This is a genomic window from Ruegeria sp. BHSB172, assembly GCF_059613165.1.
Genome location: NZ_JBXWRZ010000001.1, coordinates 176,551 through 198,106, shown reverse-complemented (window position 1 = coordinate 198,106; position 21,556 = coordinate 176,551). Strand labels below are relative to the sequence as shown.

Genomic DNA, 21,556 nt, shown 5'->3' with positions numbered 1-21,556 from the left:
GGCCCCAATCTGTTCCTATCCCGGCACTCTGCGCAGCAACCGCGCCGCGATCCATCCCAGGACCGCCCCGCCGCCGATCGCCCAGACCGGGTTGATGAAATCGGTGTAGTTGACGTTGACACAGGTCGCGCCCAGCAAGCCGCCCAGAACCGGCAGCGCATAAGACGCTGCGGTCAGGACATCACACCTGCGGTTGCGCAGCGAGCGGGCCATCAGCCGACCGAGCCTTCCAGCGAGATCGCGACAAGCTGCTGGGCCTCCATGGCAAACTCCATCGGCAGCGCCTGCAGCACGTCCTTGCAGAACCCGTTGACCACCAGCGCCACGGCCTCTTCCTCATCCATGCCGCGCTGACGGCAATAGAACAGCTGATCCTCATCGACCTTCGAGGTGGTGGCCTCGTGCTCGACCCGGCTGCTGTTGTTCTTGACCTCGATATACGGAACGGTGTGCGCCCCGCATTTATCGCCGATCAGCAGGCTGTCGCACTGCGTATAGTTCCGGCTGTTCTTGGCCTTGGGGTGCATCGACACCAGCCCGCGATAGGTGTTCTGGGCCTTGCCCGCGCTGATGCCCTTGGACACGATGCGCGACTTGGTGTTCTTGCCCAGATGGATCATCTTGGTGCCGGTATCGGCCTGCTGATAATTGTTGGTAATGGCGATCGAGTAGAATTCACCCTGGCTGTCATCGCCGCGCAGGATGCAGGACGGGTATTTCCAGGTCACGGCACTGCCGGTCTCGACCTGGGTCCACATCACCTTGGACCGGTCGCCCCGACAATCGGCGCGCTTGGTCACGAAGTTGTAGATGCCACCTTTGCCGTTCTCATCGCCCGGGAACCAGTTCTGGACCGTCGAATATTTCACCTCGGCGTCTTCTTCTACGATGATCTCGACCACCGCGGCGTGCAGCTGCGCGGTATCACGCTGCGGCGCGGTGCAGCCTTCCAGATAGGACACGTACGAGCCCTTGTCGGCGATGATCAGCGTCCGCTCGAACTGGCCGGTGTTTTCGGCGTTGATGCGGAAATAGGTGCTCAGCTCCATCGGGCAGCGCACGCCGGGCGGCACATAGACGAACGACCCATCCGAGAACACGGCCGAGTTCAGCGTGGCGTAGAAATTGTCCGACACCGGAACCACCGAGCCCAGGTATTTTTTGACCAGTTCGGGGTGTTCTTTGATCGCCTCAGAGATCGAGCAGAAAATGACGCCGGCCTTCTTTAGCTCGGCCTGGAACGTCGTGCCAACCGAAACCGAGTCGAACACCGCATCCACGGCGACCTTGCGGCCCTCGGCCGGGGCATCTTCGGCTCCTTCGACGCCTGCCAGAATCATCTGCTCTTTCAGAGGGATACCTAGCTTTTCGTAAGTAGCCAGCAGCTTGGGATCGACCTCGTCCAGCGACTTGGGCTTGGTCTCCATCGACTTGGGCCGCGCATAGTAATACTGGTCCTGGAAGTCGATTTCAGGATAATGGACCATGGCCCATTTGGGCTCTTCCATCTGGGTCCAGCGCTCGAAGGCCTTCAGACGCCATTCGGTCATCCACTCGGGCTCTTCGTTCTTTTCCGAGATCAGTTTGACGATATCGGGGTTCACGCCCTTGGGCGCATACTCCATCTCGATATCCGTATCCCACCCATATTTATAGGTTCCGACCTCGCGCACCGCGTCAACGGTTTCCTGATCGACACCTTCTTTTACTTGGGTCTGGTCCAAAGCGGCCATGTTCCACCCTCCGTCAGATCACGCGGCCCGCGCGCGATGCTTTTTCTCTTTTTCCAGCCACGTTTCGGCGAAACGTAGCACGTCTTCTTCACTCGTCTCGGGGCCCAGCGAAACGCGCACCGCGCTGGCCGCCGTGGCCTCGTCATACCCCATAGCGGTCAGCACCGCGCTAGCCCTCACCTTGCCGCTGGAGCAGGCCGACCCGGCGCTGATCGCAAAGCCCGACAGATCCATCTGCATCACCTGCGTTTCGCCCTTCCAGCCGGGCGTCGCAAAGCACAGGGTGTTGGGCAACCGATCCTGATCTTTCCCGACAAAAATAGTAGATTTAGAACCAGCCTCAAGAGCCTTTTCTAGAATATTTCTAAGTTCTGCAACCTTTTCCCAAACTCCGTTTGCCAGATCCCGCGCCGCCGCTTCAGCCGCAGCGCCGAACCCCGCGATTCCAAGGACATTTTCCGTCCCGGACCGGCGCCCCATTTCCTGGCCACCGCCCTTGATCCGGGCCTCCAAATCGGTGCCGCGTTTCATGACCACGGCACCAACGCCCTTTGGTCCGCCCAGTTTGTGCGCCGAGACCAACGCCATCTGCACATCCAGCCAGTTGAAGGCGATGGGCAGTTTCCCAAACGCCTGCGTTGCATCGGTGACGGCCAGACCCTTGGGCAAGGCCTGAATGATACCGGTTTCGGAATTCGCGAGTTGCAAGGTGGAACGGGCCGGGTCGGCCACGTTGACGGCGCCTTTACTCGACACCGGCAAATCTTCGACGATCCAGGCCCTTACGGCATCATGTTCGATCGCCGCGCCATGCAGGTCGCGGCCTTCCAAGGCCAGCGCCGCCCCCTCGGTCGACCCAGATGTGAACACGATATCGGCCCCATCAGCCCCAATCGCCGCCGCCACCTGCGCACGCGCCTTTTCGATGATCGCCTTGGCCGCACGCCCCTCGGCATGGACCGAGGACGGGTTCCCGCAGACATCCATCGCCGCGATCATCGCGTCGCGCGACTCGGGGCGCAGCGGGGTCGTGGCATTGTGATCCAGGTAAACACGTTTCATGGAGTCACCTTTTCCGGCAGGCGTTCAGGTTGCATCGCCTGTCTCATCCGATCAAACATCCACAACAGAAAACAGGCTAGGCACGGCCGGACAAGGCGCCAGTTCGTTCTCGATGACATCCGACAGCCGGGTCTGGTGCAGAAAAACGTAGACATGGGCGCTCAGGCTTTCCCACAGGCGGTTGGTCAACGACTGCGCCCGGCTGCCGGAAGACGCCCCAGACGCCCCAGCGCCCTTGTGCATGGCGTCCACGGTCTCATCGACGGCCGACAGAATCTCGACTACTCGAATTTCAGATGCTGGCCGCGCCAGACGATAGCCGCCGCCCGGCCCGCGCACCGATGCGACCAGATCGGCGCGGCGCAATTTGACGAACAACTGTTCCAGATAAGGAAGCGAGATGTCCTGACGCTCGGAAATCTCACCCAGCGTCACCAGGGTGTCGGCGGGCTGAAGCGCGATGTCGGCCAGCGCAACCATCGCATAACGACCTTTGGTGGACAGCTTCATTTCCTCGATCCTTCCGGCGTGAACCGCGTGAAAACATTGACGTCGCCGCAGTCAATGCGTATCTCCGTCGGACAGCGTGTTCACGCTGCGATACTCAATTAGAACCGTTCTAAGGTGCCTGACGATAACCGTCAAGTATATCGCGGCGCCCGCGAGAAAAAGACAGGACAACCGCACACATGCCCGAGGTGATTTTTCCCGGACCTGAAGGCCGCCTGGAAGGCCGCTACCACCCGCAGAAGGAAAAAGACGCACCGATCGCCATCGTGCTGCACCCGCATCCCCAGTTCGGCGGGACCATGAACAACAAGGTCGTCTACAACCTGCATTACGCGTTTTACAACATGGGCTTCACGGTCCTGCGCTTCAATTTCCGGGGCGTCGGCCGCAGCCAGGGCGAGTATGATCAGGGCGTGGGCGAGCTCAGCGATGCCGCGGCGGCGCTGGACTATCTGCAGTCGATGAACAACAATTCGAAACACTGCTGGGTCGCAGGCTTTTCGTTTGGGGCCTGGATCGGCATGCAACTGCTGATGCGCCGGCCCGAGATCACCGGCTTCATCAGCGTCTCACCGCCGGCCAACATGTATGATTTTTCTTTCCTCGCGCCCTGTCCCTCGTCGGGCCTGATTATCAACGGCACCGCTGATCGTGTGGCGCCGCCTGCGGACACCACCGCGCTGGTCAACAAGCTGCACGAGCAGAAAGGCATCACCATCACCCATACCGAGGTGGAAGGCGCCGACCATTTCTTCCAGGGCGAACACATGGATACGTTGATCACCAACGTCACCGACTATGTGAAACGTCGCCTGACCGAGAACACGCGCTGATGTCGGATACCATCACCACCTTGGCCGCCAAACTGGCCGAGGACACCATGAAGGTCATGGACGAGACAGGCCACGACCGTTTCTATGTCGAGGTCGGCGAAGTGCTGGGCGCGGCCTCGCAATCACTGGAAGAGGCCTTCCTGACCGAGATCCGCGTGCGCCTGGCCGAGCGCAAGGCCCGTCAGTTCGTCATCCGCAAGCTGTCGGAACATCGCGCCAAATTGAAGGCCATCGAAAAGAAATAAGCCGCAAAAAAAGGAGCCCTCGGGCTCCTTTTTCATGGTCGCATCGCGATCAAATCTCAGTTTTGCTTGACCTCTCAGCCAAATAGGCTGCGTCGGTTTCGACGGACCCCCCGTCAGCAAGCCACCCAGTCGCCGCAATGAGTGCCGAAGCACAAAGGACGAACTTGACAAAAGTCGTCATCTGAAAAACTCGTAACAAAAACACCAATAACTATCACTACGATACATCAACTCACCGTTTGTCATAGTCTGGATTACCTGACCTCTGCGTCAACCCACGTCCCGGCCCTTGCCAGATCCGTTCCGGTTGTGGTCAACCTTCGCAAACTTCGAAACAAGGTGCCGCCTCATGCCCAAAGCCTATCTGATCCTTCTGCTGGCCGTCGTCGCTGAAACCATCGGAACCACGGCCCTACAGGCCAGCCAGCAATTCACGCGGTTTTGGCCCTCGGTTCTGGTCGTGGTCGGCTATGGTGTCGCCTTCTACCTGATGGCTCTGACCTTAAAGGTGATGCCCGTTGGCATCGTTTATGCCATCTGGTCCGGGCTGGGCATCACGTTAATCGCCCTGATCGGGTTCCTCGTTTTCGGACAGCGGCTGGATTGGCCTGCGGTGCTGGGGCTGGCGATGATTCTGGGCGGAATCCTCGTCATTCATCTGTTTTCGCACACGGCAGTGCATTGATCTCGCGTTAGGGCTGGTAACTTGCGGCGTCCCGCGTTATTCGCGCGGCAACTTCCCGTTCAAAGGCTGACTTCATGGACCTGCGCAACATCGCAATCATCGCCCACGTGGACCACGGCAAAACGACCCTGGTGGACGAACTTCTCAAACAATCCGGCGCGTTCCGAGAGAACCAGGCCGTGGCCGAACGCGCCATGGACAGCAATGATCTTGAACGCGAACGCGGCATCACCATTCTAGCCAAGGCCACCAGCGTCGAATGGAAGGGCACGCGCATCAACATCGTCGACACCCCCGGCCACGCCGATTTCGGCGGGGAGGTCGAACGCATTCTCAGCATGGTCGATGGCGTCGTGCTGCTGGTCGATGCCGCCGAAGGACCAATGCCCCAAACCAAGTTCGTGACCTCGAAGGCGCTGGCGCTGGGGCTGCGCCCGATCGTGGTGCTGAACAAGGTCGACAAGCCCGATGCCGAGCCCGACCGCGCGCTGGACGAGTGCTTTGACCTGTTCGCCAACCTCGGCGCCGACGATGACCAACTGGATTTCCCGGCCATGTACGCCTCGGGGCGGTCGGGCTGGGCCGACATGGAACTGGACGGACCGCGCAAGGATCTGTCGGCGCTGTTCGACCTGATCGTCGATCACGTTCCCGCCCCCAAGCAGATCGCGCGCAAGGATGAACCCTTCCGCATGCTGGCAACGACCTTGGGCAGCGACCCGTTCATCGGCCGCATCCTGACGGGCCGTGTCGAAAGCGGCACGCTCAAGGCGGGCGATGCGCTCAAAGCGCTCAGCCGCGACGGCACCCTGATCGAGAATTTCCGCGCCACCAAGATCCTGGCCTTCCGCGGTCTCAGCCAGCAACCGATCGACGTGGCCGAAGCGGGCGACATCGTGACCATCGCGGGCATGAGCAAGGCCACCGTGGCGGATTCGCTGGTGGCGCCCCAGGTTGACGAGGCCCTGCCCGCCCAGCCGATCGATCCGCCCACCATCACCGTCACCTTCGGCATCAACGACTCGCCGCTGGCGGGGCGTGACGGCAAGAAGGTCCAGTCGCGTGTCATCCGCGACCGCCTGATGAAAGAGGCCGAATCCAACGTGGCCATCCGCGTTACCGACACTCCGGGCGGCGAAGCCTTCGAGGTCGCGGGCCGTGGCGAATTGCAGATGGGCGTTCTTATCGAGAACATGCGCCGTGAAGGCTTCGAACTCAGCATATCGCGCCCACAGGTTCTGTTCCGCGAGGAAAATGGCCAGCGGCTGGAGCCGATCGAGGAAGTCACCATCGACGTGGATGACGAATATTCGGGCGCCGTGATCGAAAAGATCACCGGCGCGCGCAAGGGCGAACTGGTCGAGATGCGCCCCGCCGGTGCCGGCAAGACCCGCATCATCGCGCATGTCCCGTCGCGTGGGCTGATCGGCTATCACGGCGAGTTTCTGACCGACACCCGCGGCACCGGTGTTTTGAACCGCGTGTTCCACGGCTGGGCGCCGCACAAGGGCCCGATCCCCGGCCGCCGGGCCGGCGTTCTGATCTCGATGGAGAATGGCCAAGCCGTCGCCTATGCGCTGTGGAACCTCGAGGAGCGCGGCCGCATGTTCATCGGCCCGCAGGCTGATGTGTATCAAGGTATGATCATCGGTGAGCATTCGCGGGACAACGACCTCGAAGTGAACCCGCTCAAGGGCAAGAAGCTGACGAACGTGCGCGCCAGTGGCTCGGATGACGCGGTGCGCCTGACCCCGCATGTCCAGTTCTCGCTGGAGGAGGCCATCGCTTATATCGATGACGATGAACTGGTCGAAGTGACCCCGAACGCGATCCGCCTTCGCAAACGATTCCTCGACCCGCACGAGCGGAAGCGGATGGCCAAATCCGCCTGATCCGAACGGCAAACCGACCTGACTCGGAAGCAATGACGTCAGCTTGACGTCATTGTTTCCGCTCTGATTTCGTTGGGAAAAACGAAAAAGACACGCTTTCTCCAACGGCCATTTGTTTCAACTGTACTTTTTCGGGAACACGGTCTGAATACTCTCCCGTCACCCTGGCCTGAACCTTGCGATTGTGGCGCATCGGGGGTGTAATCGTGGCGTGAATGTGGCGCCGATTCTGTATGCTCTGCCAAGCCGTGGCATCGCAGTTGGCGTGTTTTTTGAGTAACCAGTGCCGAGGAGCTTGGTCATGGTAGTATTTTCCCGCGTTTTCATTGTTTTTTCACTTTTTTTCACGTCCGGGATTTCGGCCGGAACTGAGGCAAGCGCGGCGTGTACCGTGAAAACAGCTCGTCAATCAGGGGCGTCCGCTCAAGTACTGTGTGAATGCGATCAAGTCACAAGAAGTATGCTGAGATACATCCAGCGCCGCGCGGACTTTGAACAAATTCTGACGAGGCTAGGAGCCGAATGTCCGCAACTTGCCGTGCTTTTAACCGATATACCGACAGCCTCGATCGGCTTTCAACAACAGAAAAGTGGCGACGGACCGTCCGAACCTGAAACTGGCAGCTCTGGCGCGCAGGGGGCAAGCACGACCGTTGGCAATGGTGGCATCACCGGCGGTGACGATGGGGGCAATACCGACGGCGGCGATGGGGGCAATACCGACGGCCGCGATGGGGGTAATACCGGCGGCGGCGATGGGGGCAATACCGACGGCGACGGTGGGGGCAATACCGGCGGCGGCGATGGGGGCAATACCGACGGCGACGGTGGGGGCAATACCGACGGCGACGGTGGGAGCAATACCGGCGGCGGCGATGGGGGCAATACCGACGGCGGCGATGGGGGCAATACCGGCGGTGACGATGGAGGTTGCACCTGTTCAGGGCCCCCGGACGCCGACGACGACAAGCCTGATCGCGACGGAAAAGGCAAGAAAAGCGGAAAAGGTACAAAGGGCGACAAGGGTGGAAATGGAAAAAATAGTGGAAACAAGTCCGGCGGTGGTCGCAAGGGAAGCACGGGCAACAATGGTGGTGGCAATGGGCCCGAGGGAAGCAGCCCAGGCCAAGGCCATAATGCTAATAACGACGAGAGCTGACGGGGCTTGAACTCGGAAGCAGGGCTTCAATTTGAGGCCCTGCATTCAACCATTTCGTCAATCGATTCGCGCCAGACGCAAATTCAGCTGCGCCGAAAAACCCCGACCCAACGATGGGGTTGATTGGGATCTTGCATGCGCAGGAATAGGTACCTGGTCGATGCCCACGGCTTGATCTGGTTGGTTTGATTGTCCAGAATCATATCGCCGCGCGGCGACCGATAGACCAAAACCGCATGGCCCCGGCGTCTCGTGTCCAGTACGGTCGCGATAAGAAGCCGCTTGGGATCAACGCCAGCTTCGATCAGGTTTCTCTTTTTCAGCAGAACGAAGTCTTCGCAGTCCCCACCCAACTTTGTCGGCAGCGCCCATTTTTCCTGCAGCCGGTATTGTGACTGGTCAGAAACCTCCCTGGTCGAGGCGTTCACGTGGCGATTGATCTGCTTCACGACCAATAACTCTCGGTGACCATCAATCGTTCGGCTGGATCCTTCCGAGCATGCCCAACTGTATCGTTGGCAGAGTTGAGACGCGCCCGATGGCGGCTGAGCAGGGGTCGCCCCGGTAATGAAAGCGCTGTCAGCCAAGGCTGCGGAACTGAACGCCGCCATGGCAACAGCCGCCAAAATACCCAATGCGCGACACCGACCAGCCGCCACTACAGGTCCGGATCGCAATTTCAGTGCAGAAGATTGGGTCGCCTTCTTCATCTCAACCTCCGGATCCTGACAGCACACTGGTCACCGGATGAAAATCTAGGTGTCTGCAATCAACTAAGTGTCATGCAAATACCCAAACACGGCAACCTTCCGCCAAATTCGGGTCGAAAAACGGCGAAAATCCGTCTGTCAATCAGGCAATTTGGGATCAAGATGATGGCAGAAATGGGCATCAAGAGGCCGGCAGGCCGTTTATCGCTAGGCGCGAAACGCCGGCATTTGCGGGTGGCGCAAAATCCTACTCAGCCCCACAAACCAAGTCAGTTAGCGTCGCAAGACACAAGGTTTGCGTTGTCTGGACGTTTGAAAAGGGCGGCCCGTGCCTCGGGCCACCGGGTCATTCGGTCGTTTCGACCACGATCAACTCGCGTTCACTTGCCCCGCGCGCATGATCCAGCGCCTGCTGGTATTCCGGCGAGTTGTAGCAGGCCACCGCGTCTTCAACAGACGGGAACTTGGCCACGACATTGCGCGGCCGTTCCTTGCCCTCAAGCTGAACGTACCGCCCTGCCCGGGCGATGAAATGCCCGCCATGCTTGGCAATCGCAGGGCCTGCCAGTTCGGCATATTTTCCATATGCTTCGGCATCGGTCACCGTGACATGAGCAATCCAGAGTGCTGGCATTCTAACCTCCCAATACCAGTTCCGCCGCCTTGATGGCCGCGGCTGCATTCGACGGATCGCGTCCGCCGCCCTGAGCCATGTCGGGGCGTCCACCGCCGCCCTTGCCGCCCAGTTCCTGCACGGCCGCCCGAACCAGATCGACCGCCGAGATCTTCTGCGTCAGGTCGTTGGTCACGCCGGCCGCAACCGCGGCTTTTCCACCGCTGTCGGCAATCAACAGAACCGCGCCCGAGCCGAGTCGACTTTTATGTTCGTCGATCAAGGCCGGCAGGTCCTTGCCCGAGACCCCGCTTAGGGCCTGGGCCAGGAACTTTATGCCGTTGACGTCCTTGGCCACGGCACCGTTTGCCTGCCCCGCGCCTCCGGCCATGGCCAGTTCGCGGCGCAGCTGTGCAACCTCGTTCTGCAGGGCCTTGCGTTCGTCCAGCAGGGCCTTGACCCGACTCACCACATCCTCGGGCTGCGCCTTGAGTTCGGACGCGACCTGCACAAGACGGCGATCCTGGGTCGAGAGGTATTCGAGGGCGGCATCCCCCGTCAAAGCCTCGATCCGACGCACGCCGGCGCTGCTGGCGCTGTCGCCCAGGATGACAAAGGTGCCGATGTCACCCGTGTGGCGCACATGGGTGCCGCCGCACAGTTCGATCGACCAGGTCTCGCCGTCATGACCTTTGCCCGTGGGCGCCTTGCCCATCGAAACCACGCGCACCTCGTCGCCGTATTTCTCGCCGAACAGCGCCTGCGCGCCCAGCTTACGGGCATCGTCCGGCGTCATGATCCGGGTTTCGACCGGCGAGTTCTGACGGATGAAGGCGTTGACCTCACGCTCGACCGTTTCGATTTCCTCTGGCGTCATCGCCTTCGTGTGGCTGAAATCGAAACGCAGACGGTCTGCGGCGTTCAGAGAACCGCGCTGCGCCACATGCGCCCCCAGCGTTTCGCGCAGGGCCTCGTGCAGCAGGTGCGTGGCCGAGTGGTTGGCCCGGATCGCGCTGCGACGGGCATGGTCGACCTCAAGTTCCACCGCCTCGCCCTTGGCAAATGGGCCACGCTCGATTGTAACCTTGTGCGCGATCACCTTGCCGTCGGCGAACTTCTTGGTGTCTTCGACCAGAGCAACCTCGTCGCGGTCCTCCAGGCGCCGAATGACGCCGGTATCGCCGACCTGACCACCGGCTTCGCCATAGAACGGCGTCTGGTTCGTGACGATCCAACCGCTTTCACCCGGCTCCAGCTTCTCCACCAGCGCCCCGTCGCGGATAACGGCCAAGACCTGGCCCTCGGCTTTCTCGGTCTCGTAGCCCAGGAAATCGGTCGCACCGGCGGCGTCCAGAACGTCGAACCACACGGCCTGATCGGCGGCTTCCCCCGATCCCGCCCAGGCGGCCCGAGCCTTGGCCTTCTGTTCGGCCATCGCAGCATCGAACCCTTCGGTGTCCACGGTCCGGCCCTTCTCACGCAGGGCGTCCTGCGTCAAATCCAGCGGAAAGCCATAGGTGTCATACAGTTTGAACGCAGCCTCGCCGGGCAAGGGCGCACCGTCGGGCAGGCCCGCCACTTCGTCATCCAGCAGCTTGAGGCCGCGGTCCAGCGTCTGCTTGAACCGGGTTTCCTCCAACAGCAGCGTTTCCTCGATCAGCGCCTGCGCCCGGCCCAGCTCTGAATATTGCGCGCCCATCAGTTGCACCAGCGTGGGCACCAACCGGTGCATGACCGGATCCTTGGCGCCTAGCAGATGCGCGTGACGCATGGCCCGGCGCATGATCCGGCGCAGCACATAGCCGCGCCCGTCATTCGACGGCATCACACCATCCGCAATCAGGAACGAGGTCGACCGCAGGTGGTCGGCGATCACCCGGTGATGCACGTTCTGATCGCCGTAGGGGTCGACATTGGTCACATCCGCCGACGCCTCGATCAGAGTTTTGAACAGATCCGTATCATAGTTGTCGTGGCTGCCCTGCAGCAGCGCACCGATCCGTTCCAAACCCATGCCGGTATCGATCGACTGCATGTCCAGTTCACGCATCGAGCCGTCCTCGAACTGCTCGTTCTGCATGAAGACGATGTTCCAGATCTCGATGAATCGATCGCCGTCCTCTTCGGCCGATCCCGGAGGACCACCCCAGATGTGATCGCCGTGATCATAGAAGATCTCGGTGCAGGGGCCGCAGGGGCCGGTGGGGCCCATCTGCCAGAAGTTGTCGCTGGTGGCGATGCGGATGATCCTGTCCTCGGGAACGCCGACCTTCTTCCAGATTTCGAACGCTTCGTCGTCGGTATGATAGACCGTCGTCAGCAGCCGGTTCTTGTCGATCCCGAACTCCTTGGTGATCAACTCCCAGGCGAAGGGAATCGCCGCTTCCTTGAAGTAATCCCCAAACGAGAAGTTGCCCAGCATCTCGAAGAAAGTATGGTGGCGGGCCGTGTAACCGACATTGTCCAGATCGTTGTGCTTGCCGCCGGCACGCACGCATTTCTGCGCGGTGGTAGCGCGTTTGTAGTCGCGGGTCTCGAGGCCGGTGAACAGGTTCTTGAACTGCACCATGCCCGAGTTGACGAACATCAGGGTCGGGTCGTTGCGCGGCACCAGCGGGCTCGACGCAACCACTTCGTGCCCTTGTTTGGCAAAGTAGTTCAGAAAGGTTGAGCGGATATCGTTCAGCGTGGGCATTGGGCTCTCTCAGCGCGCAGTCATGATCTGTCGCGACGGTTTAGCCCCCCGCCCGCCGATAGTCCACAGGATTGCTGCACCGCAAACGAAACAGGGCGGCCCAAAGGACCACCCTGCCTGTCTTTGACCCGGTCGATCACGCTTCGAGGATGTCGTCCTCGTCCGCCCCGGGCGGCATGTCGAACTCCAGCCCGTGCGCGGCACGGATCTTGTCTTCGATCTCCAGCGCAATCCGGCTGTTCTCGCGCAAGTACTGCTTGGCGTTTTCCCGCCCCTGCCCGATCCGTTCGTCGCCATAGCTGAACCACGAGCCCGATTTCTCGACCACGCCGGCCTTGACGCCCAGGTCCAGCAATTCGCCCATCTTGCTGATGCCTTCGCCATACATGATGTCGAATTCCACCTGCTTGAACGGCGGCGCCACCTTGTTCTTGACCACTTTCACGCGGGTCTGGTTGCCGACCACCTCGTCGCGGTCCTTGATCGCGCCGATGCGGCGGATATCCAGGCGGACCGAGCTGTAGAATTTGAGGGCGTTGCCCCCGGTCGTCGTTTCCGGGCTGCCGAACATGACGCCGATCTTCATGCGGATCTGGTTGATGAAGATCACCATGCAGTTGCTGCGGGCGATCGAGCCGGTCAGCTTGCGCATTGCCTGGCTCATCAACCGGGCCTGCACGCCCACATTGCTGTCGCCCATGTCGCCTTCCAACTCGGATTTCGGCGTCAGCGCCGCCACCGAGTCCACCACGACCATGTTGACCGCCCCGGAACGCACCAGCGTATCGGTGATTTCCAGCGCCTGTTCACCCGTATCGGGCTGCGAGATCAGAAGCTCGTCCAGATCCACCCCCAGCTTGCGGGCGTATTGCGGGTCCAGCGCATGTTCCGCATCGACGAACGCACACACACCACCGCGTTTCTGCTGTTCTGCGATGCAATGCAGGGTCAGGGTCGTCTTGCCCGAGCTTTCCGGGCCGTAAATTTCGACGATCCGACCCATCGGCAAGCCGCCGATGCCCAGGGCGATGTCCAACCCCAGAGAGCCGGTCGAACTGGCCTCGATCTCCTGTCGGGCGCCGTCGCCCAGTTTCATGATCGACCCCTTGCCGAACTGCCGCTCGATCTGGGCCAGCGCGCTGTCGAGCGCCTTTTGCTTGTCCGCGTTTTTCTTGTCGCTCATCGTCAGAAGATCCGCCATTGTCCTGTCGCCTTCCCTTTTGTCACACCCGAAACCGGGCGGCAATCGCTGCTTTGTTCGCCTCTTGTTCCTTATGAGATCAAAAAGTGAACATTTCAACCAAAACTTTCAGGATTTACTTTCAACAAAAGATGTTAACGAGACGTTTACTTGAGGCTTGGGTCGCGTCATGATCGCGCAAAGCGCTGATAAATAGCGCTTTTTTCTGCAATTCGCGCTGCGAATCCGGCCGCATCATTGACCTTGCAGACAAGCCCGGCCAAACATTGTCCCATAAACAGGTTTAGCGTCGGGCAGTAGTTTCATGCTGATATTCTTCAAAGAACGACTGGCTTTGCTGTCCGTCCCCAAGACCGGCAGCACCGCGTATTTCAAATCGCTGCGTGATCGGGCCGATATTGTTGTGTCCGGCCCTCCCGATCTTAAACACGCGCCGGTGCGCCGGTTCGACCGGTTCTTTCAGAACATTTTCTTGAAGATGTACGATACCGAACTCGAAGTCATGGCCGTTGTCCGCGAGCCCCTGGATTGGCTGGGCAGTTGGTACAGGTACCGATCGCGGCCTGAATTGCAGGGTCACGAAAAGGCGACACATGACCTCAGCTTCGACGCCTTCGTTCAAGGCTACTTGCGCACACCGCGCCCAGCCTTTGCCGACGTGGGCAGCCAATCCGAATTTTTCAGAACGCGCAGCAATGGCCGCGGTGCGACCCATATTTTTCGCTATGACAACCAGCAAGCAATCCTCGAATTCCTGCAGGACCGTTTGAAAACCGAAATCAACCTGACCCAGGAAAACGTGTCGCCAAAACGCCAGATGGACATCGCGCCGGAGACCGAGCGACGGTTTCGCAAGATCCACGCGGCCGAGTTCGACCTGTACGCTCGGGCCAGATGACTCAGCTCAGATGCTGCTGCACCGATTCGGCCAGTTGCGTCAGCGAAAACGGCTTGGGCAGGAAACTTGCGTCGGGCATTTCCGGACCGGACTCGCCAAAGGCGCCCTCGGTGTATCCCGACATGAACACCACCCGCACGTCCGGCCTGTCGATGCGCGCCTTGGAGACCCAGGTCGGGCCGTCCATACCCGGCATGACCACATCGGTCACAAAGACATCGACATGCAGATCCGGGTCTTCGAGGAGTTTCAGCGCTTCCTCGGCGGAACCGGCTTCGAGCACAGTATAGCCCTTCAGACGCAAGGCGCGGGTCGCAAAGGCCCTGACCGGCGCCTCGTCTTCGACCAGCAGAACCACGCCCTCGCCGGTATGGTTGGCGCCCTGTTCCTCGGCCTTGTGTTCCGGCGGCTTTTCGGTTTCGGCCGTACTGCACACCGGCAGCAGTACGTTGAATTCAGAGCCGCGGCCTTCGACGCTGTCCACGAAGATGAACCCGCCGGTCTGCTTGACGATCCCGTAAACCGTTGACAACCCCAGCCCGGTGCCTTCGCCGGTGCGCTTCGTGGTGAAGAACGGCTCGAACACCTTGTCCAGCTTGTCCCCCGGTATACCGATTCCGCTGTCGATGACCTTGACCGAAACATATTCGCCGGGCGCGACGGTTGCCCGGTCACGTCTGAATTCTTCGGTCAACACGACGACTTCGGTCTCGATGCGGATATCGCCCCCCTCTGGCATGGCGTCACGCGCGTTGACTACGAGGTTCATCAACACCTGTTCCAACTGACGCTTGTCCGCCCGCACGGGCTTCAACACCGGGTCGTGGCTGAGGACCAGCCGGATCTTCTCGCCCACCAGTCGGTTCAGAAGGTGGATCAGGTCGGAAATGGTGTCGCGCAGGTCCAGGACTTCGGGCCGCAACGTCTGTTTGCGGGAAAACGCCAGCAACTGCCCCACAAGGGCGGCCGCGCGGTTGGCGTTCTGGTTGATTTGCACCAAGTCCGCATAGTCAGGATCACTCGCCTCGTGCCGCAGCAGCAGCAGATCGCAGTGACCTGAAATCGCGGTCAGCAGGTTGTTGAAGTCATGCGCGACGCCGCCGGCCAACTGCCCGACGGCCTGCATCTTCTGGCCCTGAACGAACTGTGCTTCCAGCGTCTTCAATTCCGTCGCATCATGCAGTACGGCCAGCAGACCGACCTCACCATCATTAACGACCCGGGACAGGGTGACCTGAACATAGATGTCCTTGTCCTTCCGACTCAGCCGCAGAAACTCGGAACATGGGGGGGCCTCGCGCTGAGCCACATCCGTCAACAATGCGGATACCGGGCGGTTCAATCCCTGCATGATCTCACCGATGTTGGTCTGGCCGACAGGAAAGTCACCCAACAGTTTCGCAGCAAGGTGATTGGCCTCGATGACATCTCCGGTCAGCGACAACCGCAACAGCGGCACAGGCAAGTCGTCCACCGCCGGCGCCCATTGGGTCGGTTTGGTGTCGTCGATCTCGATCAACGCCAGGTCTCGGCCCGAGTTCGTCCTCTTCAGTTCGGTGACACAGATGCGGCGCACTGCATCGTTTCCTTCGATGCGAACCATGCTAGCGCCCTTCGAAGTCCTGGCTGAAAGGATCTGTTGCAGCGCATCGGGGGCCCGGCTCAGCAGTTCTTGCGCAGGCGGATTTGCCGCAAGCACACTGTCCTTGTGCCCCAAAGTGACCACCGGAACCGACACATGCGACCACAGCTGGCGTCCCGATGCCTTGATTCGCCACAAGAACAGGCCGTCGCCGAGATCGACGGTCAGGACCGGAATGCTGGCGCCCCTGCTCACGATGTCTTCGGCCGCCCGGCCATGGGCCACGGCCCGAGAATGCATGCGCAGCAAAATGGGCGACGGGTTGGCGAAGACGGACCGCAGACACCGATCCAGCCGGACGCCAGGACCGGCGTTGAACCGGCTTCGGGCCGCTGAATTGGCGATGACAATGGTCCCGTCGGAATCGGAGATAAAGCCAGGCGCGGGTTCCTTTTCCAGAAAGGCAGCCAGTATCGCCCTGACCTTGCTGTTCGCGCGTTCCTCAAGCAAGCCACGAAGCGACACGAAGAAAAATACCGCCAGAAAAGACCCGCCGACCGCCAGAATGCCGGGCGTCCATTCATCAGGGACTGCCGACAGCATCGGCAGCATGCACACGCCCATGGCCGCCCCCAGCAAAGACAGCATCCGCGACCAACTGGGCAATGATCTGTCGTTCAGCCTGGGTACCGCCCCATCCGTCTGCGTCATAAAATAGCCTGTTTCAATTCGCCCCGCATGCAGTCGGGCACACGGATGGTAAATATGACGTTAACGCAAGCCTCGGCGCTAACTTCTACCTTGAGTTGTTTCCAGCCCGTGGCTATCTCGTCAAGTGAGCAGTGAAGAACCCATCGGTTCCGTGTGCAACTTGCCACAATTTTCGGAACCCGCACGTCCAGTCTGGGTGTTCCGCCAGAAACCGGTCGACGCGCCGGTCATTCTCGACATCCAGCAGCGAACAGGTGGCATAGGCCAGCACACCCTGTCCGGTGACCAACGGCGCCACCTGGTCAAGAATGCTGTCCTGAATGCCGGACAGCTCGGTCAGCCGGTCCGGTGTCAAGGCCCATTTGCCGGCGGGCGCGCGGCGCCAGGATCCGCTGCCCGAACAGGGCGCATCCACCAGCACCAGGTCGAAAGGGCCGTGTCGGGCGACCTCATGCGGCGCCAGCAGCGTCACGCTTACCCCGGCCCTGCCCGCCCGCACCGGCAAATCCCGCATCCGGGCCGGGTTTGCGTCATGGGCAAAGACCTTTACATCCGTGTGGGCAGCCATCGCCAGGGCCTTGCCGCCGCCGCCTGCACAGAAATCCAGAACCCGCATGCCGGGCTTTGGGTCCAACTCGGCAACCACCGCCTGGCTGGCCGCGTCCTGAAGTTCGACTAGCCCGCGCGCATAGGCCTGGCCGTTCGATACACGACGCGCACCCGAGACGACTTCGAGCGCGGTTGCGCAGGCTGGATGCGGGACCACCTCGACACCATCGGACAGCAGCGTCGAGACGGCGGTTTCCACATCTGCCCGGGCAAGATTCACCCTCAGATGGACCGGCGCCCGCCGCTGCAAGGCGACGGCGGTGGGGCGCGCCAGATCACCGAGGGACCGCTCGAAGATCGGCCACAGCCATTCGGGGATATCATGTTCCTCGGCCACGGTGGCAAAGGCGCGTCCGACCTCGTTGTCCTGCACCGGCGCCGGTGCGTGCCGATCCCCAGAGAAAAAATCGTCCGGCTCTTCGCCCGCGGCGCGCAGCGCACCCAGCATCAACCCACGCCCGGTCATCGCTCCGCCGCGCGCCGCGTAGGACCGCATGCACCGGACTGCATCGAACACGTGGTCGCGGATGGCCGCGCGATCCTTGGACCCGGCGAAGCGCCTGCGCCGCGCCCAGCCGGTCAAAGCCTTTTCGACGGGCGCACCCGATAGGATGTCGTCAAGGATTTCGATGGCGGCCTGAACCCGCGCGGCTGGTGTCATCTGCTGATCCGTTCGGGCAACCCGTTGGCGCCTTTACATGATGCGGTAGTTGGGGCTTTCGCGGGTGATCTGCACGTCATGCACATGGCTTTCCTTCAGGCCCGCGCCGGTGATCTTGACGAACTGACAGTTGCGCCGCATCTCTTCGATCGTGGCACATCCGGTATAGCCCATGGCCGCACGCAGGCCGCCGACCAACTGGTGCACGACGGCGCTGGCCGAGCCTTTGTAGGGCACCTGCCCCTCGATCCCTTCGGGCACCAGCTTGTCATTCGCGGCGTCTTTTTGGAAATAGCGATCAGCCGAGCCGCGCGCCATCGCGCCCAGGCTGCCCATGCCGCGATAGGACTTGAACGAACGGCCCTGATACAGGATCACCTCGCCCGGGCTTTCGTCGGTGCCCGCGATCATCGAGCCAACCATGGCGCAGGACGCCCCCGCCGCGATGGCCTTGGCGAAATCGCCCGAGAACTTGATACCACCATCGGCGATGACCGGAACGTCTCCGGCGGCCGCTGCGCAATCCATGATCGCGGTCAGTTGCGGCACGCCGACACCGGCGACCATGCGCGTGGTGCAGATCGAGCCTGGCCCGATCCCGACCTTTACCGCATCGGCACCGGCGTCGATCAGCGCCTTGGTCGCGTCTGCGGTGGCGACGTTGCCTGCGATGATCTGCACTTCGTTCGACAGGGCCTTGATCCGCTTCACCGCGTCCAGCACCCCTTGGGAATGGCCGTGCGCAGTATCGACCACGATGATGTCGACACCCGCATCCACCAACCGCTCGGACCGTTCGAAACCGGCATCGCCAACCGATGTGGCCGCCGCGACGCGCAGCCGGCCCAGATCGTCTTTGCAGGCCGTTGGATTCAGCACCGCTTGCTCGGTATCCTTCAGCGTCAGCAGTCCGGTCAGCTTGCCGTTGGCGTCCACAACCAGCAGCTTTTCGATCCGGCGGGCCTTCATCAGGCTGATGGCTTCTTCCCGGTCGGCCGGTTCTTGCAGCATGGCCAGGTTGTCCGAGGTCATCATCGCTCGGATTGGCTGGTCGTCCGAGGTGGCAAAGCGCATGTCGCGATTGGTTACGATGCCGACGACGCGGCCTTCGTCATCCACCACCGGGAACCCGGTGAAGTTGTAGCGCTCGACCAAGGCCTTGGCATCGGCCAGCGTCTGATTGGCGCGCAGGGTGACGGGATTGTAGACAATGCCGGATTCGAAACGCTTGACCCGGCGCACCTCACGGGCCTGTTCTTCGACCGTCAAGTTTTTGTGGATCACCCCGATGCCGCCGGCCTGTGCCATCGCGATGGCCATGCGCGCCTCGGTCACAGTGTCCATGGCCGAGCTGAGCAGCGGTATGTTCATGGTGATCGCGCGCGTCACGCGCGTGGACGTGTCTGCCGTTGCCGGCAGCACCGACGAGGCCGCCGGAACCAAAAGAACGTCATCAAAGGTGAGTGCCTCACGAATCTGCATCTGCTAACCCCATGCAAAACCCCGTTTGGCGGTGACCCTATTGCATGGTTTCGACAAAAGGAAAAGCCCCTGCCCCAACTTGTTCGCCCACAAACCGCCGCGATGGCGCGGAAAACGACGCAAGCCGTGCAAAACCTGCCGCGGATTGGCCTTTCCCTTTGCCTCGAAACCCATATCTTGCCGCCATACGCGCGAATATCGAAAAGGCAGGCCATCCATGACCACCGATCCCCTTGTCGTCTTTACCCCTTCGGGCAAACGCGGACATTTTCCCGTTGGCACTCCGATCCTGACGGCGGCCCGGCAGCTAGGGGTCGATCTGGATTCGGTCTGCGGCGGGCGCGGGATCTGCTCGAAATGCCAGATCACGCCCAGCTATGGCGAGTTTCCAAAACATGGCGTCACGGTCCGCGAAGACGCGCTGAGCGAATGGAACGCGGTCGAGCAGCGCTATGACGACAAGCGCGGTCTGAAACCGGGCCGGCGTTTGGGCTGTCAGGCCACCGTTCAGGGTGACGTGGTGATCGACGTTCCACCCGAAAGCCAGGTTCACCGCCAGGTGGTGCGCAAGGCCGCCGCCGCGCGGGCCATTACCATGGACCCGGCCACGCGCCTTTATTTCGTGGTGGTCGAGGAACCGGACATGCACTCGCCCACCGGCGATCTGGAACGGCTGGAGCGTGCCCTGCGCGAGCAGTGGCAGATCGACGCCGTCACCGCCGACCTATCGCTTCTGTCCAAACTTCAGCCGACCCTGCGCAAGGGCAAGTGGGAGGTCACGGTCGCCCTGCATAAAGGCCACAAGGACAGCGTGGCGCGCATTGTCGAAATCTGGCCCGGCCTGCACGAAAACGGGCTGTACGGGCTGGCCATCGACCTCGGCTCGACCACCATCGCCGCGCATCTGACCGATCTGGAAACCGGCGAGGTCAAGGCCTCCTCCGGCCTGATGAACCCGCAAATCCGGTTCGGCGAGGACCTCATGAGCCGCGTCTCTTATGCCATGATGAACCTTGGCGGTGATCAGGAAATGACTCGGGCCGTGCGCGAGGCGATCAACGAGCTGGTCACCTCGATCGCCGACGAGGCCGGGATCGACCCGGCCCTGATCGTGGAAACGGTATTCGTCTGCAACCCGGTCATGCACCACCTGCTGCTGGGTCTGGACCCAGTCGAGCTGGGCCAGGCGCCCTTCGCGCTGGCCACATCCGAAAGTGTCTCGCTGCCCGCGCGCGAGATGGATCTGACCACGATGAACCCGCGCGCGCAGGTCTACATCCTGCCCTGCATCGCGGGCCATGTGGGGGCCGACTGCGCCGCCGTAGCGCTGAGCGAAGAGCCGGGCAAGTCGCAGGACCTGGTGTTGATCGTGGACGTCGGCACCAATGCCGAGATCCTGCTGGGCAACACGACCCGCGTGCTGGCATGTTCCTCGCCCACCGGACCGGCGTTCGAGGGCGCGCAGATCAGTTCGGGCCAGCGCGCCGCGCCCGGCGCGATCGAGCGCATTCAGATCGACCCGGTGACCAAGGAACCCCGGTTCCGCGTGATCGGCTCGGACAAGTGGTCGGACGAAGACGGGTTCGAGACGGACATCGCCACCACCGGCATCACCGGCATCTGCGGGTCGGGCATCATCGAGGCGGTGGCCGAAATGCGCTTGGCCGGCCTGCTGGACGAGAGCGGCCTGATCGGCTCGGCCGAACAGACCGGCTCCAGCCGCTGCATCCCCGAGGGCCGCACTCATTCCTACCTGATCCATGATGCCAGCGCCGAAGGTGGCCCACGCATCACCGTGACCCAGGGCGACATTCGGGCGATCCAGTTGGCGAAATCCGCGCTCTATGCCGGGGCGCGGCTGCTGATGGACGAGATGGGCGTGGACAAGGTGGATCGCGTGGTGCTGGCCGGGGCGTTCGGCGCCCATATCTCGACCAAACATGCGATGGTTCTAGGCATGATCCCCGACGCGCCGCTGGACAAGGTCTCGAGCGCGGGCAACGCCGCCGGTACCGGCGCGCGCATCGCGCTGTGCAACATCGCCGCCCGTGCCGAGATCGAGCGCGTGGTGCGCGAGATCACCAAGGTCGAAACCGCGATCGAGCCGAAATTCCAAGAGCATTTCGTCGCCGCCAACGCGATCCCGCACAAGACCGACCCGTTCCCAGAACTGGCGAGGGTCGTCAGCCTGCCCGCCCCGTCCTTCAACACCGGGGGCGATGCGGAAAAAACTGGCCGCCGTCGCCGCAGAAAGGCATAGTCGAGCGAAACGCGG

Annotated in this window: 18 protein-coding genes; 7 read left to right on the top strand and 11 right to left on the bottom strand. The window is 61.5% G+C overall.

Annotated elements, in window-relative coordinates:
• Nucleotides 1-15 precede the first annotated feature (15 nt).
• The 4 genes from AC2FM3_RS00950 to iscR are packed head-to-tail and all read right to left on the bottom strand — an operon-like array spanning nucleotide 16 to nucleotide 3,305.
• Nucleotides 16-213 (bottom strand): hypothetical protein, encoded by a 198-nt coding sequence (locus AC2FM3_RS00950; RefSeq protein ID WP_496678330.1) that lies wholly within the window; start codon nucleotides 211-213, stop codon nucleotides 16-18.
• Nucleotides 213-1,733 (bottom strand): Fe-S cluster assembly protein SufB, encoded by a 1,521-nt coding sequence (gene sufB / locus AC2FM3_RS00945; protein WP_496678328.1) that lies wholly within the window; start codon nucleotides 1,731-1,733, stop codon nucleotides 213-215. The genes AC2FM3_RS00950 and sufB overlap by 1 nt, the downstream gene beginning before the upstream one ends.
• An 18-nt stretch (nucleotides 1,734-1,751) precedes the next feature.
• Entirely contained in the window at nucleotides 1,752-2,795 is a 1,044-nt protein-coding gene (locus tag AC2FM3_RS00940; protein ID WP_496678327.1) for a cysteine desulfurase family protein, read from the bottom strand.
• 51 nt (nucleotides 2,796-2,846) lie between these two features.
• Nucleotides 2,847-3,305, bottom strand: coding sequence for a Fe-S cluster assembly transcriptional regulator IscR (gene iscR, locus AC2FM3_RS00935; protein ID WP_496678326.1), 459 nt, complete (start codon nucleotides 3,303-3,305; stop codon nucleotides 2,847-2,849).
• Between the two features lie 179 nt (nucleotides 3,306-3,484).
• On the opposite strand from iscR, the gene AC2FM3_RS00930 reads away from it, so the two are divergent.
• The 5 genes from AC2FM3_RS00930 (at nucleotide 3,485) to AC2FM3_RS00910 (ending at nucleotide 8,119) form a co-directional block, all read left to right on the top strand.
• Nucleotides 3,485-4,138, top strand: coding sequence for an alpha/beta hydrolase (locus AC2FM3_RS00930; RefSeq protein ID WP_490360388.1), 654 nt, complete (start codon nucleotides 3,485-3,487; stop codon nucleotides 4,136-4,138).
• Nucleotides 4,138-4,383 carry a hypothetical protein gene (locus tag AC2FM3_RS00925; protein ID WP_490360389.1) on the top strand — a complete coding sequence of 82 codons (246 nt, stop codon included), beginning with the start codon at nucleotides 4,138-4,140 and terminating at the stop codon, nucleotides 4,381-4,383. Before AC2FM3_RS00930 ends, AC2FM3_RS00925 begins: the two co-directional genes overlap by 1 nt.
• 349 nt (nucleotides 4,384-4,732) lie before the next feature.
• On the top strand, nucleotides 4,733-5,068 hold the full coding sequence (locus tag AC2FM3_RS00920) for a DMT family transporter (RefSeq protein WP_496678323.1): 336 nt from the start codon (nucleotides 4,733-4,735) through the stop codon (nucleotides 5,066-5,068).
• A gap of 74 nt (nucleotides 5,069-5,142) precedes the next feature.
• Nucleotides 5,143-6,960, top strand: a complete 1,818-nt coding sequence (typA, locus tag AC2FM3_RS00915; protein WP_496678321.1) for a translational GTPase TypA — start codon at nucleotides 5,143-5,145, stop codon at nucleotides 6,958-6,960.
• A gap of 301 nt (nucleotides 6,961-7,261) precedes the next feature.
• Complete coding sequence (locus tag AC2FM3_RS00910; RefSeq protein WP_496678320.1) at nucleotides 7,262-8,119, top strand: hypothetical protein; 858 nt, start codon at nucleotides 7,262-7,264, stop codon at nucleotides 8,117-8,119.
• A gap of 83 nt (nucleotides 8,120-8,202) precedes the next feature.
• On the opposite strand, the gene AC2FM3_RS00905 is transcribed toward AC2FM3_RS00910, so the two are convergent.
• The 4 genes from AC2FM3_RS00905 to recA form a co-directional block, all read right to left on the bottom strand.
• The gene (locus tag AC2FM3_RS00905; protein ID WP_496678317.1) at nucleotides 8,203-8,829 is read right to left on the bottom strand and encodes a transglutaminase-like cysteine peptidase; all 627 of its coding nucleotides are present in this window, start codon (nucleotides 8,827-8,829) and stop codon (nucleotides 8,203-8,205) included.
• 346 nt (nucleotides 8,830-9,175) lie between these two features.
• Nucleotides 9,176-9,463, bottom strand: a complete 288-nt coding sequence (locus AC2FM3_RS00900; protein WP_490360396.1) for a DUF1330 domain-containing protein — start codon at nucleotides 9,461-9,463, stop codon at nucleotides 9,176-9,178.
• A 1-nt stretch (nucleotide 9,464) separates the two neighbouring features.
• Nucleotides 9,465-12,137, bottom strand: a complete 2,673-nt coding sequence (alaS, locus tag AC2FM3_RS00895; RefSeq protein WP_496678315.1) for an alanine--tRNA ligase — start codon at nucleotides 12,135-12,137, stop codon at nucleotides 9,465-9,467.
• Nucleotides 12,138-12,273: 136 nt separating this feature from the next.
• Entirely contained in the window at nucleotides 12,274-13,338 is a 1,065-nt protein-coding gene (gene recA / locus AC2FM3_RS00890; protein ID WP_496678314.1) for a recombinase RecA, read from the bottom strand.
• Nucleotides 13,339-13,642: 304 nt separating this feature from the next.
• Here recA and AC2FM3_RS00885 point away from each other — a divergent pair, with 304 nt between their 5' ends.
• Complete coding sequence (locus AC2FM3_RS00885) at nucleotides 13,643-14,236, top strand: gamma-glutamyl kinase (protein WP_496678312.1); 594 nt, start codon at nucleotides 13,643-13,645, stop codon at nucleotides 14,234-14,236.
• 1 nt (nucleotide 14,237) lies between these two features.
• On the opposite strand, the gene AC2FM3_RS00880 is transcribed toward AC2FM3_RS00885, so the two are convergent.
• The 3 genes from AC2FM3_RS00880 to guaB form a co-directional block, all read right to left on the bottom strand.
• The gene (locus AC2FM3_RS00880) at nucleotides 14,238-16,529 is read right to left on the bottom strand and encodes a hybrid sensor histidine kinase/response regulator (protein WP_496678311.1); all 2,292 of its coding nucleotides are present in this window, start codon (nucleotides 16,527-16,529) and stop codon (nucleotides 14,238-14,240) included.
• Between the two features lie 112 nt (nucleotides 16,530-16,641).
• Nucleotides 16,642-17,799, bottom strand: a complete 1,158-nt coding sequence (locus AC2FM3_RS00875) for an RsmB/NOP family class I SAM-dependent RNA methyltransferase (protein WP_496678309.1) — start codon at nucleotides 17,797-17,799, stop codon at nucleotides 16,642-16,644.
• Nucleotides 17,800-17,832: 33 nt separating this feature from the next.
• Entirely contained in the window at nucleotides 17,833-19,281 is a 1,449-nt protein-coding gene (gene guaB / locus AC2FM3_RS00870; protein ID WP_496678306.1) for an IMP dehydrogenase, read from the bottom strand.
• 217 nt (nucleotides 19,282-19,498) lie between these two features.
• On the opposite strand from guaB, the gene AC2FM3_RS00865 reads away from it, so the two are divergent.
• Entirely contained in the window at nucleotides 19,499-21,541 is a 2,043-nt protein-coding gene (locus tag AC2FM3_RS00865; RefSeq protein WP_496678304.1) for an ASKHA domain-containing protein, read from the top strand.
• Nucleotides 21,542-21,556 lie beyond the last annotated feature (15 nt).

What these genes read in the sequence shown, in the direction of transcription:
- recA (WP_496678314.1), bottom strand. Translation starts at nt 13,338, where the DNA reads ATGGCGGATCTTCTGACGATGAGCGACAAGAAAAACGCGGACAAGCAA.
- sufB (WP_496678328.1), bottom strand. Translation starts at nt 1,733, where the DNA reads ATGGCCGCTTTGGACCAGACCCAAGTAAAAGAAGGTGTCGATCAGGAA.
- AC2FM3_RS00900 (WP_490360396.1), bottom strand. Translation starts at nt 9,463, where the DNA reads ATGCCAGCACTCTGGATTGCTCATGTCACGGTGACCGATGCCGAAGCA.
- AC2FM3_RS00930 (WP_490360388.1), top strand. Translation starts at nt 3,485, where the DNA reads ATGCCCGAGGTGATTTTTCCCGGACCTGAAGGCCGCCTGGAAGGCCGC.
- guaB (WP_496678306.1), bottom strand. Translation starts at nt 19,281, where the DNA reads ATGCAGATTCGTGAGGCACTCACCTTTGATGACGTTCTTTTGGTTCCG.
- AC2FM3_RS00940 (WP_496678327.1), bottom strand. Translation starts at nt 2,795, where the DNA reads ATGAAACGTGTTTACCTGGATCACAATGCCACGACCCCGCTGCGCCCC.
- AC2FM3_RS00865 (WP_496678304.1), top strand. Translation starts at nt 19,499, where the DNA reads ATGACCACCGATCCCCTTGTCGTCTTTACCCCTTCGGGCAAACGCGGA.
- AC2FM3_RS00885 (WP_496678312.1), top strand. Translation starts at nt 13,643, where the DNA reads ATGCTGATATTCTTCAAAGAACGACTGGCTTTGCTGTCCGTCCCCAAG.
- AC2FM3_RS00880 (WP_496678311.1), bottom strand. Translation starts at nt 16,529, where the DNA reads ATGACGCAGACGGATGGGGCGGTACCCAGGCTGAACGACAGATCATTG.
- iscR (WP_496678326.1), bottom strand. Translation starts at nt 3,305, where the DNA reads ATGAAGCTGTCCACCAAAGGTCGTTATGCGATGGTTGCGCTGGCCGAC.
- AC2FM3_RS00875 (WP_496678309.1), bottom strand. Translation starts at nt 17,799, where the DNA reads ATGACACCAGCCGCGCGGGTTCAGGCCGCCATCGAAATCCTTGACGAC.
- typA (WP_496678321.1), top strand. Translation starts at nt 5,143, where the DNA reads ATGGACCTGCGCAACATCGCAATCATCGCCCACGTGGACCACGGCAAA.
- AC2FM3_RS00905 (WP_496678317.1), bottom strand. Translation starts at nt 8,829, where the DNA reads ATGAAGAAGGCGACCCAATCTTCTGCACTGAAATTGCGATCCGGACCT.
- AC2FM3_RS00950 (WP_496678330.1), bottom strand. Translation starts at nt 213, where the DNA reads ATGGCCCGCTCGCTGCGCAACCGCAGGTGTGATGTCCTGACCGCAGCG.
- alaS (WP_496678315.1), bottom strand. Translation starts at nt 12,137, where the DNA reads ATGCCCACGCTGAACGATATCCGCTCAACCTTTCTGAACTACTTTGCC.
- AC2FM3_RS00910 (WP_496678320.1), top strand. Translation starts at nt 7,262, where the DNA reads ATGGTAGTATTTTCCCGCGTTTTCATTGTTTTTTCACTTTTTTTCACG.
- AC2FM3_RS00920 (WP_496678323.1), top strand. Translation starts at nt 4,733, where the DNA reads ATGCCCAAAGCCTATCTGATCCTTCTGCTGGCCGTCGTCGCTGAAACC.
- AC2FM3_RS00925 (WP_490360389.1), top strand. Translation starts at nt 4,138, where the DNA reads ATGTCGGATACCATCACCACCTTGGCCGCCAAACTGGCCGAGGACACC.